This is a genomic window from Paraburkholderia caledonica NBRC 102488 (assembly GCF_000685095.1).
GTDB classification, from domain to species: Bacteria; Pseudomonadota; Gammaproteobacteria; order Burkholderiales; family Burkholderiaceae; genus Paraburkholderia; species Paraburkholderia caledonica.
The window spans coordinates 124,053-138,885 of sequence record NZ_BAYE01000007.1 but is presented as its reverse complement, the minus strand read 5'-3'; the positions used below and the strand labels follow the sequence as shown (position 1 = coordinate 138,885).

The following is a 14,833-nucleotide window of genomic DNA, read 5'->3' as shown; positions in this document are numbered from 1 at the left end:
TGAGGCGGGCGGTAAAGCGGAATACGCGAAAGCTGGCGTGAGTCGCGTCAAAAAAGTCGTGGGGTATTATATGGCAAGACGTTGCCCCCCTGAATTTGCCGCCGGTTTTCATGACGCTGCCCCCTTCCCAAGACTTCACACACCTCCCCGCCGACCGCCGCCTCGAACTGCTCGAAGCCTGGCTGCAAGGCCACGCGACGCGCTATGCGCTCGATCTCGGCACGCTCGCGCCGGCTTCGTCCGACGCCAGTTTTCGCCGCTATTTCCGGCTCGCCGGTAAGGCGGCGCAAGGCGAAAGCGCCGCCACGCTGATCGCGGTCGACGCCCCTCCGCCTGAAAAGTGCCGCGAATTCGTGCAGGTCGCGCAGTTGCTGGGCAACGCCGGCGTGCACGTGCCGCGCGTGCTGGAGACCGACTTCGACGCCGGGTTCATGCTTGTCACCGACCTGGGCACCGAGTCGTACCTCGGCGCGCTCACTGCCGCGCAAAACGACAACGACCCGCGCCGCGCGCGCACGCTGATGCGCGACGCACTCGACGCGCTGATCCGCTGGCAGCTCACGTCGCGCGAAGACGTGCTGCCGCCGTTCGACGAAGCCTTCCTGCGCCGCGAGATGGAGTTGATGCCCGAGTGGTTCATCGGCCGGCACCTTGGCCGCGAAGTGGACGACAACACCCGCGGCCTGCTCGACCGCACGTTCGCATTGCTGATAGCGAGCGCGCGGGCGCAGCCGCAAGCGTTCATGCTGCGCGATTTCATGCCGCGCAATCTGATGGTCTGCGCCGCGCCGAACGCGGCGAGCGAAGCAAGTCCCAAGGCCAATCCCGGCGTGCTCGACTTCCAGGACGCGGTGTACGGCCCCATTACCTACGACGTCGCATCGTTGCTGCGCGACGCGTTCCTCAGTTGGGACGAGGAGTTCGAGCTCGATTGCTTCGTGTATTACTGGGAGCGCGCAAAAAAAGCCGGCTTGCCCGTCGATCCCGATTTCGGAGAGTTCTACCGCCAGATCGAGTGGATGGGACTGCAACGGCATATCAAGGTGCTGGGTCTGTTCTGCCGCATCAATTATCGCGACAGCAAACCGCACTACATGAAAGATCTGCCGCGCTTCATCGGCTATGCGCGCAAGGTGGCCGAGCGTTATGCGCCGCTGCGTCCGTTCGCGAAGCTGCTCGACGATCTCGAAGGCCGCTCGAACGAAGTCGGCTACACGTTCTGACCCAACACAATGTCTCTCAAGAAAGCGATGATTTTCGCCGCGGGCCGCGGCGAGCGCATGCGTCCGTTGACCGACGCGCGCCCCAAGCCTTTGCTGGAAGTAGGCGGCAAACCGCTGATCGTGTGGCAGATCGAGCGGCTCGCCCGCTCGGGCTTCGAGACGATTGTCATCAATCACGCCTGGCTCGGCGAGCAGATCGAAGCCGCGCTCGGCGACGGTTCGCGCTGGCATGTGCAGTTGCGCTATTCGCCCGAGCAGGAAGCGCTCGAGACGGCGGGCGGCATTGTCAACGCACTGCCGCTTATCGAAGATAACGGCGTGAGCGAGGTGTTCCTCGCAGTAAGCGGCGACGTGTACGCGGATTTCGACTACCGCGCATTGAATGCGCGTGCGCAGGCAATGAAGTCGCTGGCGGAGCCGGGCATGCATCTGGTGATGGTGCCGAATCCGGCGTTTCATCCGAACGGCGACTTTGCGCTCACGGGCGGCGTGTTGTCGCTCGACGCCGAGCCGCGCTTCACGTTCGGCAATATCGGGCTCTATGACACGCGCATGTTCCGCGATCTCCCGCGCGGTACACGGCGCGCGCTCAAGCCGTACTACCGCGAGACGATCGCGCGCGGTCTCGCGACTGGCGAGCTATACGAAGGCCTGTGGGAAAACGTCGGAACGCCGGCGCAGCTTCAGGCGCTGGATCAGCGGTTGGTCGAGCGCTGAGCGACGTCGCGCGAGGGCATGCTCCAGCCGCGCGGCGCCCTACGCGCGCCGCCAGCCGCGTCACGCCTCGCCATTGCCGGCCCCCACAATCTCGGCCGACTCCGGCGCCTCAAGCGCGCGTTGCTGCTGCAACGCCCACATCTGAGCGAAGAGGCCATTCGCGCGCAACAGTTCGGCGTGCGTGCCGCGCTCGACAATGCGCCCCTTGTCCATCACGATGATCTGCTGTGCGTGTACCACCGTCGAAAGCCGGTGCGCGATGATGAGTGTCGTGCGTTCGCGTGCGATCTGATCGAGCTCATGCTGGATGGCGCGCTCTGAACGCGAGTCGAGCGCCGACGTGGCTTCGTCGAACAACAGGATCGGCGGGTTCTTCAGGATGGTCCGCGCGATCGCGACACGCTGCTTCTCGCCGCCCGAGAGCTTCAGCCCACGTTCGCCGACGGGCGTGTCATATCCTTTCGGCAGTCCTTCGATGAACTCATGAATGTGCGCGGCGCGCGCCGCCGCGATCACTTCGTCGCGCGTCGCGGACGGCCGTCCATAAGCGATGTTGTAGTAGATCGAATCGTTGAACAGCACCGTGTCCTGCGGCACGATGCCGATCGAAGCACGCAGCGAAGCTTGCGCCACGTCACGAATGTCCTGACCGTCGATGGTGATCGTGCCGCCCGTCGCGCGGTCCAGGTCGTAGAAGCGGAACATGAGCCGCGCAAGCGTCGACTTGCCCGAGCCGCTATGGCCGACCACCGCCGTGGTGGTGCCGGCTGGAATCGTAAAGCTCACGTCGTGCAGAATCTGGCGCGCCGGTTCGTACGAGAAGTTCACCCGGTCAAAGCGCACTTGCGCGCCGCTCACTTGCAACGCGGGTGCGTCGGGAAGGTCCGGCACTTCCTGCGCGGCCCCGAGGAGCGTGAACATGCGGTCCATGTCGGTGAGGCTTTGCTTCAGTTCCCGATAGACCACGCCAAGAAAATTCAACGGAATATAAAGCTGCAGCATGAACGTGTTGATCAGCACGAGATCGCCGAGCGTGAGGCGTCCGGCCATCACGCCTTCGGTCGCGCGCCACAGAATGAACACGAGCCCCGTGCCGATAATCGCCTGCTGTCCAAAATTCAGCGCCGACAGCGAACGCTGCGACTTGATAGCAGCCGTGCGATAGCGCTTCAGATTTTCGTCGTAGCGGCTTGCTTCCCACTCTTCATTGCCGAAGTATTTGACGGTCTCATAGTTGAGCAGCGAATCGATTGCGCGCGAGTTCGCTTTCGAATCGAGTTCGTTCATCGTGCGGCGAAAATGCGTGCGCCACTCGGTCACCTTCACCGTGAACACGATGTACACCGCGAGAGCCACGAACGTGACCACTGCGTAATACGCTTCATATTTGACGACGAAAAACCCGAGCACGAGCCCGACTTCGACCAGCGTCGGCAGAATGCTGTACAGCGAATAGGAAATGAGCTGCGTGATGCCGCGCGTGCCGCGTTCGATGTCGCGCGACATGCCGCCCGTCTGCCGGTCCAGATGAAAGCGCAACGACAAGCCATGCAGATGCCGGAACACCTTGAGCGCAAGCTGCCGCACCGCGCTTTCCGTCACTTTCGAAAACAGGATTTCCCGCAGTTCGGTGAAGAGCGACGTGGAAAGCCGGACCACCGCATATGCGACCACCAGCAAGCCGACGCCGCCGAGCAGCACGATGCCCGGCGAATCGTGCGCGCGGCCGAGCGCGGTCAGATGCTGCACCGACGCGAGGCTGTCGACGATACGCTTCATTACGATCGGCACGCCAAGATTGGCGATCTTCGCGCCGATCAGGCAACTGAGCGCGAAGATCACGCGCCACTTGTAGGTCGCAAGGTAAGGCAGCAGCGACAGGATCGTCTGCCAGTCGTTGCGCGGTTGGGTGGAGATGGGCGAGGGTTCTGACGGAAGCGAGCGGCGCATGGATTCGGCTGGGGGAGCAGGTGGAAATGCCGGAGTTCACAGCGGTACGCCGGCCATTGTGTGCACGTGGGCACGTTGCCTGGCGGCGCAACCTCGCTGGGCGCTTTCCCGTACAATTCCTGATCTTCCTATTGTCGCAGAAGCCGGCCGGCGCCGCTTTTCGTGGGCTATCCGAGCATTCGGTCCAAGATTGACCGCGCGGGCTTGCCGTCTGGCGATGTCCGCAGCTCGCGTGGAGCGGTTGCCGCGTAGTCCACCTGCTGGTCCAGCCGACAGAGCCAAACAGATCAACGCGTTTCCAGGGTACCAATGACCGATATTCTCCAACTCCCGCAAAAGCCTTGCGCACTGCGCGTCATGCCGCAACCGTCGGACGCGAACGTTCACGGCGACGTGTTCGGCGGCTGGATCATGGCGCAAGTGGACATTGCCGGTTCGATTCCCGCGAGCCGCCGCGCGAATGGACGGGTCGCGACCATCGCGGTCAACTCGTTCGTGTTCAAGCAGCCAGTGTTCGTCGGCGATCTGCTGAGCTTTTACGCGGACATCGTCAAGACGGGCAATACGTCGGTCACCGTTTCCGTCGAGGTCTACGCGCAACGTATGAGCCTCACAGAAGAGCTCGTGAAGGTAACCGAGGCGATTCTCACCTACGTCGCTACCGACAGCGACCGCCGTCCGCGCGCGCTGCCCGCACTCGATTGAACTCGACCGGGTTCATTGAGGCTTAATCTATTGCCCTGAAGCGCGCCATGCTGCACCGGCGGCCAGATGCACGGCCACCGGAAGCGGCCGCGCATCGCGATAGAACTTCTCACGGGAGCAACATGAAACTGATCGGAATGCTGGACTCGCCTTACGTGCGCCGGGTGGCTATCTGCATGAAGATGCTGAAGCTGGATTTCGAACACGCGCCCATCTCCGTGTTCGGTACCTACGACCAGTTCGCGGCCATCAACCCGGTTGTCAAGGCGCCGACGCTCGTCGCCGACAACGGCAAGACGGTGATGGATTCGACGGTGATCCTTCAGTATCTCGCGTCGCTCGCCGGTTCCGGGCAGCGGCTATTTCCGTCCAATTCCGACGACTGCCTGCGCGCCGCGCGCCTGACGGGCCTCTCGCTCGCCGCGTGCGACAAGACGGTGCAGATCGTCTACGAACGCAATCTGCGGCCGGTGGACAAGCAGCACGAGCCGTGGATGGAGCGGGTGCGCGGGCAAGTGCTCGCCGCGTATGCCGAACTCGAACAGGAAGCCGCGGCCGCGCCGTTGCCAACCGGGGCGGAGCGCTTCGGCGCGGCGGAGGTGACGCTCGCGGTCGCATGGAACTTCACTCAGACAATGCTGCCGCAGATCGTGAGCGCCAGCGCGCATCCGCATTTGCAGGCATTTTCGGCCGCGGCGGAGCAGTTGCCGGTTTTCGCGAGCACGCCGGCAGTGTGAGACCGGCGGCGCTAACGCAGGCGTAGCTGTATCGCGGTTATATATCGCGACCGATCCAGCCGCAGCGAACGAACGCGCCGCCGCCGCATTCAAACTAGCGCGAGTTCGCGCGCCGCGCCGCCTTGCATCAAGTCGTAAATTGCATCGGTGGACAAAGGCTTCGCGAAGTAGAAGCCTTGCATCTCGTCGCAAGCACGCTCCTTCAGGAAGTCGAGTTGCGCCGACGTTTCGACGCCTTCGGCTATCACCTGCAACTTCAGCGAATGAGCGAGCGCGATGATGGCCGAGGTAATCGTCTCGTCGTCGCCGGATATGCCGATGTCGGACACGAACGAGCGGTCGATCTTCAGCCGGTCCACTGGAAAACGCTTCAGGTAGCTGAGGCTCGAATAACCCGTGCCGAAGTCGTCGATGGCAAGGCCAATGCCGAGCGCGTGCAGCTCGTTGAGCATGGACACGGCTTCTTCGGCATTGCGCATGATCGCGCTCTCAGTCAGTTCCAGTTCGAGGTATTGCGGCTCGAGGCCGGTCTCGTCGAGCACCTGCATGACGAGTTTCGCAATATCGCGCTGCTGGAACACGCGCGCCGACAGGTTGACCGACACACGCGCCGGCGGCAAGCCAAGGTCTTGCCAGGCCTTGTTTTGACGGCACGCCTCGCGTAGCACCCACTCGGACAGCGGCCCGATGAGACCGCTTTCCTCGGCAACCGGAATGAACGACGACGGCGGCACGAGCCCCACTTCAGGATCGCGCCAACGCACCAGCGCCTCGGTACCGACGATCTGTCCGCTGTCGATATCGACCTGCGGCTGATAGTGCAGCAGGAATTCGTTGTCGCGCAGCGCGCGGCGCAAGCGCCTTTCAAGATTCAGACGCGCGCCCGCGCTCGCGTTCATCTCCGGCTGATAGAACTGGAACGTGTTGCGGCCCATGTCCTTCGCGCGATACATCGCGAGGTCCGCCTTTTTCATCAGCGTTTCGGCGTCGTCGCCGTCTTGCGGGAACAGACTCGCTCCCATGCTGCACCCGACGTACAGTTCCGTGCCGTCGAGCCAGACCGGCTCCGAAATCGAAGCGCGCACGCGCTCCATCCACGCAATCAGCGATTGTTCATCGACAGTGTCCGTCATCACGATCACGAACTCGTCGCCGCCGTGACGCGCGACGGTATCGCTCGTGCGAGTGCAGCGCGCGAGCCGCTCCGCCACGACGCCGAGCAGGCGATCGCCGACGCTGTGGCCCAGGCTGTCGTTGACGTTCTTGAAACCGTCGAGGTCCATGAACACCACCGCCACGCCCTTGTGCTGCCGCTGCGCGACGATCAGCGCGTGCTGCAGACGGTCGCGCAGCAGATTGCGGTTGGGCAGGCGCGTGAGGCTGTCGTAGTTGGCCTGATATTCGAGCTGTTCCTGATAGCGCATCAGGTCGGTGACGTCATTGATCACGCCGATGTGATGCGTAATCACGCCTTCCGCGTTCGGCACGGGCGCAATGAAAAGCTGATTCCAGAACAGCGCGCCGTCCTTGCGATAGTTGCGCACCACCGCGCTCACTTCGCGATTCGCGGCGAGCGCCTTGCGGATCGACGCAACGCCTTCCTGCTCGCGATCGTCGCGTTGCAAGACCCGGCAATCGTGGCCGATCACTTCGGCGGGATCGTAGCCTGTGATCCGCATGAACGCAGGATTCACGTATTCGATCAGATTGCCCGACGGCGAGGGAGCCGTAATCAGAATTGCGTTGACGCTCGCGTCGAGCGCGCGGCTTTGCAGACGCAGAGCGAGATCGGCGCGCTTGCGCTCCGTGATGTCGGTGTATGAACCGAGCACGCCGATCACACGGCCTTCGCCGTCGGTGAACGGCAGCTTGCTCGTCACCGTCGTGCGATGCACGCCGTCGATCACCATGTCGACCTCGAAGTTCATCTTCGGCACGCCGGTGTCGATCACTTCCTTGTCGTGCGCGTTCAGCAGTTCGGCGAAGGCGCGCCACGGCATGTCTGCGTCGCTCTTGCCTACCACCTGCTCTGGATATGAGAGCCCGCCGTCACGCGCGAACGCCATGTTGCAGCCCAGATAGCGTGACTCCAGATCTTTCCAGAAAATGCGCTGCGGAATGTTGTCGATCACCGCTTCGAGCATCTGATTGGAACGCTGAGCCTCGGCTTCGGCGTTGATCTGTTCAGTGACGTCGTCGGCGAGAACGAAAAACGCGGCGCGTCCCATGAAGTTCAACGCGTGATACGAGATGTCCGCGCTGATGGTCGAGCCGTCCTTGCGCCGGTGATGCCAGATGCCCGCCATCGTGCGGCCGTGCTGCACGCTGTCAGCGCGCTGCAGGTGCGACTCGAGGCGCGCGATCTCCACATTCGGCCGGATCGCGCGAATCGTCATGTCGAGAAACTCGGCCTCCGAATAGCCGTACTGCTGAATCGCCGCAGAATTGACGGCGAGAAAGCGCAGCGTCTCGCGGTCGAAGATATACATGGGCACCGGATGATCGTCGAACAGGCTGCGAAAACGCTCGTCGTTGCGGCCAAGCGCCCGCGCGCTGTGCAGCTTCTTGCGCGCACTGCTTTCGCGGATGCCGAAAGTGAAAATGAGGAGCGCACTGCCCGCGATCATGGTCGCGACCAACATGAACATGGCGTGCTTCGCCCGTTTCGTCGAAGCCGCGAGCGACTCTTTGAACGCGCGGTTTTCGGCGTCGCGCAGCGCGGCGAGGCCCGCTTCGACACGTTGCAGCCCGAGCCCGACATGCATATACGACGCCGCCGCCCATGCGCGTGACGCGGCCGGTTCGGCGGCATCGCGGCCCAGCAGCGCGTCGTCGATGTCGCGTTGCAGCGCGCGGCTGTCGGCGTCGATCTGCGTGAGCGTGGCGAGCATGGCGGGCTCGTCGGCAAGCTCGTCGCGCAACTCGCGCTGGAGACTGGCGAGCGTAGCGCTCATCGTCGCGGCGGCGTTTCCCGGCGACGGTTCAGCGGACGCTTCGAACCGGGCGAGCGCGGCGAGACCGGCGTCGAGCGCCGTCTGGTAGGCGTCGAGACTCTGGCGAACGTGCGTTGAATGCAGCATGCGGGCGTCGGCATCGCGCTGCCCGCCGATCTGCAAATACGCGACGAACACGTTTGCGCCGAGCGCGGCGGCCACGACCGCGATATTGATCAGCAGCCGCTTCGAGATGAAATGGGTCATGGGTTCCGAACGTCGATCGTTCTTCAGGCGGGAGCGCGAGGCCGCTTCCGATGCGTCCGGCCGCATCGATGCGAATCTTTTACGCGCCAACCCATGGATAACGGCAGCGTTCGGAACAGGTTGAGGGTTGCGAGTGAAAAAAATTTCGGTGGTGGCGCCTGGCCGGCCGCGCCTAGCCGGCCGCGCCTAGCCGGCCGCGCCAAATTCCTTCATCGCCGGGATGAAGTCGTGGTTGATCTCCTGCTTGCGCGAAAGCTTGGCCAGCACGTAGCGCTTGAACGGATCGAGTTCCGCCCACAGCGCGGGGCTCGGCGCCGCCAGGCCGGCCTGTTTCGCCTGACGCACGACGCTCTCCGGCACGCCGTCCGTGCTGCGCCAGGCTGGCGCCTCGTCGGGCGTGAACCACTCCGGCTCGACGTTCGCGTGAGTGCGCAACATTTCGAACAGCGCGTGATCGAAGTTCGGCTCGATCTCCGCGTCGTCCTCGACGGGGAAACGTGCGAGCAGCTTGCGGTCTTCGAGCGGCAGCATTTGCCACTGCGCGAGCGAAATGCGCAGGCCGAAACGATCGAGATTGAAGCGAACCGACATCGGGATGTAAGTGAAATTCTCCGACGACTTCACCTCGAAGTTGAACAGCAGCGGTGCCTCGTTGAGTCCCATGACAGTGTTCCTCATTGTTGACGGGCAACGCACAAGCCCGGCTTGAGGTATTTTAGAACCTTATTCGCACACCGGCGGCGCAGTCCGGTACGGCGCGCACGCAGCATAAATGGAGTGAATCAGCTTGAACGAACTGGAAACAGCCGGCCAGCCAGGCGCGGTGGAGCGTCAGGTGCATCGCTATCGCGGTGCGGCGGTCGAAACGGTCACCGACCACGTCGGTCAGGAGTGGCCGGTCGCGCTCGTCTTCAACGGCATTTCGCATGCGGTGATGATGTGCACCCCGCGCGACCTCGAAGCGTTCGCGGTGGGCTTCGCAATCTCGGAAGGAATCGTCGGGCGTGGCAGCGACATTCAGGACATCGAGGTCGAATTGCATGACGACGGCGAATTGCCGCACGCCGAAGTGCAGTTGCAGGTCGTGCAGCAGGCGTTCGTCGCGCTGAAGGAAAAGCGCCGCGCGCTCGCTGGCCGCACCGGCTGCGGCGTGTGCGGCATCGAAAGCATCGACTTGCTCGATCTGAAACCCGAACGCGTGCCGGACACTGGCTTTTTGCAGCGGCTCGCGCCGGACGCGATTGCGCGCGCCGCTCGCGAGTTGCCGCAGCATCAGGCGCTCACGCGTCTCACGGGCGGCTTGCACGCCGCCGCATGGTGCGACGCGGCGGGCGGAATACGCTACGCGTTCGAAGACGTGGGCCGCCACAATGCGCTCGACAAACTGATCGGCCAACTCGTGCTCGATCGCGTGGATACGAAAGAGGGCTTCGTGTTCCTGTCGAGCCGCGCGAGTTACGAGCTCGTGCGCAAAGCTGCTCGCGTCGACGTGCCGATGGTCGCGACGATCTCGGCGCCCTCGTCGCTTGCAATTGCGATTGCCCGCAAGGCGGGCGTGCGGCTCGTCAGCTTCTGCCGTGAAACCAGCTACGTCGATTACGACACCGCGCAGCCGTCACAAAGCTGAGTAGCCGGTTCAGTCGAATTGCCGGAAGTCAGGCTTGCGCTTTTCGAAGAACGCCTTGAACGCCTCGCGCGCTTCGGGCGCGATTAGCATTTTGCCGAAATGCACGGCTTCTTCCGACATCTGCGTTTGCAGTTCCTGGTGGCTCGCGCGCTTCATCAGGCTCTTCGTCACCCGCAATGACGACGCCGGCAGCGCGGCCAGCTTCGCTGCTTGCGATGCCGCGAACGCATCGACTTCCGCAGCCGGCAGTACGCGGTTCACAAAGCCCATGCGCTGTGCCTCCGCGACGTCGAACGCCTCGCCAAGAAGCAGTTTTTCAGCTGCCGCCTGGTAGCCGGCGACGCGCGCGAGCAGCAGGCTCGACGCCGCTTCCGGGCACAACCCGAGTTGCGCGAACGGCAGCGAGAAGCTCGCGGAGTCGGCGGCATAGACAAGATCGCAATGCAGCAGCAGCGTCGTGCCGATGCCCACCGCCGGCCCCGCCACTGACGCGACCACCGGCTTCTCGGCTGAACTGATTGCATGCAGGAACTGGAACACCGGCGCGTTTTCGCCCATTGGCGGCGACTTCATGAAGTCTTCGAGGTCGTTGCCGGCGCTGAAGATGTTTGCGCTGCCACGAATCAAAATCGCGCGCACCGACGCGTCGCCTTGCGCCTGCACCAGCGTGTCGGCCATCGTTTGGTACATCGCGGCCGTGATTGCGTTCTTCTTGTCCGGCCGGTTGAAGGCAATCGTCAGCACGCCATTTGCGCGCTCGACCAGAATATCCGTCGTCATTTTGTCTCCTCGACTGCTGCGGAAACTGCTGGAAAACTGCTGCTGCGAATGCGAAAACGGTTCGCAAGCGGCAAGCCTGCGAACCGTTCTGCGCGCCTTAACAGGCTTGCCGCTAACACCGGCGGGGACTGTGTCACAGCCGCTCGATAATGCCGGCTGCGCCCATGCCCGTGCCCACGCACATTGTCACCATGCCGTACTTGTAGTTGCGACGGCGCAGGCCGTGTACGACTGTGGACGCACGAATCGCGCCCGTCGCGCCGAGCGGATGACCCAGCGCGATCGCGCCGCCGAGCGGGTTGATCTTCGACGGATCGAGACCGAGGTCCTGAATCACCGCGAGCGACTGCGCGGCGAACGCTTCATTCAGCTCGATCCAGTCGATGTCGTCCTGCTTGAGACCCGCAGCCATCAACGCGGCCGGGATCGCTTCCTTCGGCCCAATGCCCATGATTTCCGGCGGCACGCCTCGCACCGCGAAGCTCACGAAGCGTGCGAGCGGCGTCAGATTGAATTGCTTCAGGATCTTTTCCGACACGACAATCAGCGCGCCCGCGCCGTCCGACGTCTGCGAGCTGTTGCCCGCTGTCACTGAGCCCTTGTTCGCGAACACCGTGCGCAGCTTCGCAAGACCTTCGAGCGAGGTGTCCGCGCGCGGGCCCTCGTCGAGCGCGACTTCACGCGTTTTGACGCGCACTTCGCCGGTAGCCAGATCCGGGAAGCGTTCGGTGATCGTGTAAGCGGCGATTTCGTCGCTGAACTCGCCGGCTTGCTGCGCGGCGATCGCGCGACGATGCGATTCGACCGAGAACGCATCTTGCGCCTCGCGGCTGATCTTCCAGCGCTCGGCAACTTTCTCCGCGGTCAGGCCCATGCCGTACGCGATGCCGACGTCTTCATTGCGATCGAAGATATGCGGCGACAGCGACGGCTTGTTGCCCATCATCGGCACCATGCTCATGGATTCGCAGCCGCCCGCGATCATCGCGTCCGATTCACCCACGCGGATGCGGTCCGCGGCCATAGCCAGCGCGGTCAGACCCGACGCGCAGAAGCGGTTCACCGTGACGCCGCCGACCGAATTGGGCAAACCGGCCAGCAATGCGCCCATCCGCGCGACGTTCAACCCCTGTTCCGCTTCGGGAATCGCGCAGCCGACGATCGCGTCTTCGATCACCTTGGTGTCGAGCCCAGGCACCTGCGCAACGGCCGATCTGATCGCGTGAACCAGCAGTTCGTCCGGGCGCGTGTTCCTGAACATGCCGCGCGGCGCCTTGCCGATCGGCGTACGGCTCGCGGCGACGATGTATGCGTCTTGCAATTGCTTTGTCATTTGAAGCTCCGATGTAGGCGGCGGTGACGCTTTCGCGCTTACTCCCGCCCCATGCAAATGTATTTGCGCCAGTCGCTCAATTCCGCACCGGCTTGCCGGTCTGCAGCATGCCCATGATCCGTTCCTGGGTCTTCTGCGTGCCCAGCAGATCCACGAACGCGCGACGCTCCAGTTGCAGCAGCCATTCTTCGTCGACGAGACTGCCTGCTTCGACGTCGCCGCCGCAGACGGCTTCCGCGATACGGCTTGCGATCAGGAAGTCATGCTCGCTGATGAACCGCCCGTCGCGCATGTTCACGAGCGAAGCCTTGATCGTCGAGATCGCCGAACGTCCGGCGACCGGCACTTGCGTGACGCGCAGCGGCGGGCGATAACCCGCGCCGGCCAGCGCGCGCGCTTCCTTCTTCGCGACGTCGAGCAACTCGAACACGTTGAAGACGATCGTGTCGGACGGCTTCAGATAACCCATTGCGCGAGCATCGAGCGCGGAGGCGGAGACCTTCGCCATCGCCGCGTTTTCGAACGACTTCTGCACGAACTTCAACAGGTCGTTGGTCGCGCCGACTTGCGTCGCGGCTTCCGCTGCGCGCAGCGCCGCTTCCTTCAGGCCGCCGCCCGCGGGCACGAGACCCACGCCGACTTCCACCAGACCGATATAGCTTTCGATGTGCGCGACCCGCTTCGCGCTATGCAGCAGCAGTTCGCAGCCGCCGCCAAGCGCAATGCCCGACACCGCGGAGACGACCGGCACGCTCGCATACTTCACGCGCAGCATGCCTTGCTGGAATTTCTTCACGAACGGCTCGATGCCCTTTGCGCCGCCCATCATGAACGCGGGCATCGCTTCTTCCAGGTTGGCGCCTGCGGAGAACGGGCCGCCCGGCGTGCCGAGCTTCAGCGAAGTCGGCTGCCATACGACGAGACCTTTGTACTCTTTCTCAGCGAGTTCGATTGCCTGCGTGAGACCGTCGATCACCGACGGTCCGATCGTGTTCATCTTGCTCTTGAACGACACGATCAGCACGTCGTTTTCGCCGGCGCGGTCGTCCACCCAGGCGCGCACGGCGTCGGTTTCGAACAGCGTCTTGCCATAGGTCTTCGGGTCAGCAGCCGTTTCGCCGACGAGCGGTGCGCGAAACTCCTGCCGGTCGTACACACCGAGCGACGAACGCGGCACGAAAGTCTTCGAAGCGGGCGACCATGAACCTTCGTTCGTATGCACGCCGCCCTTCTCGGCGACCGGGCCGTCGAGCACCCACGACGGCAGAGGCACGTTCGAAAGCGCCTTGCCCGCCGAGATATCTTCCTGCACCCATTCGGCGACCTGCTTCCAGCCCGCGGTCTGCCAGCCTTCGAACGGGCCTTCGTTCCAGCCGAAGCCCCAGCGGATTGCCAGGTCGACGTCGCGCGCGTTATCGGCGATCGATTCCAGATGCACGCCGATGTAGTGGAACACGTCGCGGAAAATCGACCACAGGAACTGGGCCTGCGGATGCTGCGATTCGCGCAGCAGTTTGAGCCGCTCGGCCGGCGGGCGCTTCAGGATGCGGCCGACCAGTTCGTCCGCCTTTGCACCGCCATCCACGTAGTCGCCCGTTTTCGGGTCGAGCACCTTGATCGCCTTGCCTTCTTTCCGATAGAAGCCGCCGCCGGTCTTCTGACCGAGTGCGCCCTTCTTCACGAGTTCGGCGAGCACGGCCGGCGTTTCGTAGACGGGGAAGAACGGATCGTCCTTCAGGTTGTCCTGCATCGTCTTGATGACGTGCGCCATTGTGTCCAGACCGACCACGTCGGCGGTCCGGAACGTGGCCGACTTCGCACGGCCGAGACGCGAGCCGGTCAGATCGTCCACTTCGTCGAAACGCAGGCCGAATTTCGCGGCTTCGGTAATGACGGCGAGAATCGAGAAAATGCCGACGCGATTCGCGATGAAGTTCGGCGTGTCCTTCGCGCGCACGACGCCCTTGCCGACCACGCTCGTCAGGAACGTTTCGAGTTGATCGAGAATTTCCGGACGCGTCGTCGCGGTCGGAATCAATTCCACCAGATGCATGTAGCGTGGCGGATTGAAAAAGTGCACACCGCAAAAGCGCGCCTTCAGCTCGTCCGCGAAACCTTGCGAGAGTTCGGTGATCGACAGGCCCGACGTGTTGGTCGCGAAAATCGCGTTCGGCGCGATATGCGGCGACACCTTCTTGTACAGGTCGTGCTTCCAGTCCATGCGCTCGGCGATCGCTTCGATCACGAGGTCGCATTCTGCGAGCCTGGCGATGTCGTCGTCGTAATTCGCCGGCTGAATGTATTGCGCGTCGTCTTTCACGCCGAATGGCGCCGGCGACAGCTTCTTCAGATTCTCGATCGCCTTCAGCGCGATTGCGTTCTTTGGGCCTTCCTTGGCGGGCAGGTCGAACAGCAGCACGGGCACCTTGGCGTTGATCAGGTGCGCGGCGATCTGCGCACCCATCACGCCGGCGCCGAGCACGGCTACCTTGCGAATGATCAGATTGCTCACGTCGTTCCTCCGGGGAGTTATGCGGCGTCGCGAATGTGTCGGCTGGTTC

General features: G+C 63.3%; 11 protein-coding genes. 5 read left to right on the top strand and 6 right to left on the bottom strand.

Features of this window, described 5'->3' with window-relative positions:
- Window positions 1-110: 110 nt before the first annotated feature.
- Both BCA01S_RS16580 and murU read left to right on the top strand, forming a co-directional pair.
- Window positions 111-1,223 carry an aminoglycoside phosphotransferase family protein gene (locus BCA01S_RS16580; protein ID WP_027777860.1) on the top strand — a complete coding sequence of 371 codons (1,113 nt, stop codon included), beginning with the start codon at window positions 111-113 and terminating at the stop codon, window positions 1,221-1,223.
- A gap of 9 nt (window positions 1,224-1,232) precedes the next feature.
- Entirely contained in the window at window positions 1,233-1,940 is a 708-nt protein-coding gene (gene murU / locus BCA01S_RS16575) for an N-acetylmuramate alpha-1-phosphate uridylyltransferase MurU (protein WP_027777859.1), read from the top strand.
- A gap of 60 nt (window positions 1,941-2,000) precedes the next feature.
- Here murU and BCA01S_RS16570 read toward each other — a convergent pair whose 3' ends face one another.
- Window positions 2,001-3,890, bottom strand: coding sequence for an ABCB family ABC transporter ATP-binding protein/permease (locus tag BCA01S_RS16570; protein ID WP_027777858.1), 1,890 nt, complete (start codon window positions 3,888-3,890; stop codon window positions 2,001-2,003).
- A 309-nt stretch (window positions 3,891-4,199) separates the two neighbouring features.
- On the opposite strand from BCA01S_RS16570, the gene BCA01S_RS16565 reads away from it, so the two are divergent.
- Together BCA01S_RS16565 and BCA01S_RS16560 are read left to right on the top strand one after the other, a co-directional pair.
- Window positions 4,200-4,595, top strand: coding sequence for an acyl-CoA thioesterase (locus BCA01S_RS16565; protein WP_027777857.1), 396 nt, complete (start codon window positions 4,200-4,202; stop codon window positions 4,593-4,595).
- Window positions 4,596-4,717: 122 nt separating this feature from the next.
- Complete coding sequence (locus BCA01S_RS16560; protein WP_027777856.1) at window positions 4,718-5,332, top strand: glutathione S-transferase; 615 nt, start codon at window positions 4,718-4,720, stop codon at window positions 5,330-5,332.
- An 89-nt stretch (window positions 5,333-5,421) separates the two neighbouring features.
- Here BCA01S_RS16560 and BCA01S_RS16555 read toward each other — a convergent pair whose 3' ends face one another.
- Together BCA01S_RS16555 and BCA01S_RS16550 are read right to left on the bottom strand one after the other, a co-directional pair.
- The gene (locus BCA01S_RS16555; RefSeq protein WP_027777855.1) at window positions 5,422-8,532 is read right to left on the bottom strand and encodes a sensor domain-containing protein; all 3,111 of its coding nucleotides are present in this window, start codon (window positions 8,530-8,532) and stop codon (window positions 5,422-5,424) included.
- Window positions 8,533-8,718: 186 nt separating this feature from the next.
- Window positions 8,719-9,195, bottom strand: coding sequence for a nitrate reductase associated protein (locus tag BCA01S_RS16550; RefSeq protein ID WP_027777854.1), 477 nt, complete (start codon window positions 9,193-9,195; stop codon window positions 8,719-8,721).
- Window positions 9,196-9,319: 124 nt separating this feature from the next.
- On the opposite strand from BCA01S_RS16550, the gene fdhD reads away from it, so the two are divergent.
- Entirely contained in the window at window positions 9,320-10,159 is an 840-nt protein-coding gene (gene fdhD / locus BCA01S_RS16545; RefSeq protein ID WP_027777853.1) for a formate dehydrogenase accessory sulfurtransferase FdhD, read from the top strand.
- Window positions 10,160-10,168: 9 nt separating this feature from the next.
- On the opposite strand, the gene BCA01S_RS16540 is transcribed toward fdhD, so the two are convergent.
- The 3 genes from BCA01S_RS16540 to BCA01S_RS16530 form a co-directional block, all read right to left on the bottom strand.
- Window positions 10,169-10,939, bottom strand: coding sequence for an enoyl-CoA hydratase (locus BCA01S_RS16540; protein WP_027777852.1), 771 nt, complete (start codon window positions 10,937-10,939; stop codon window positions 10,169-10,171).
- A gap of 133 nt (window positions 10,940-11,072) precedes the next feature.
- Window positions 11,073-12,272, bottom strand: coding sequence for an acetyl-CoA C-acyltransferase (locus BCA01S_RS16535; RefSeq protein ID WP_027777851.1), 1,200 nt, complete (start codon window positions 12,270-12,272; stop codon window positions 11,073-11,075).
- A 76-nt stretch (window positions 12,273-12,348) separates the two neighbouring features.
- On the bottom strand, window positions 12,349-14,784 hold the full coding sequence (locus tag BCA01S_RS16530; protein WP_027777850.1) for a 3-hydroxyacyl-CoA dehydrogenase/enoyl-CoA hydratase family protein: 2,436 nt from the start codon (window positions 14,782-14,784) through the stop codon (window positions 12,349-12,351).
- Between the last annotated feature and the right edge of the window lie 49 nt (window positions 14,785-14,833).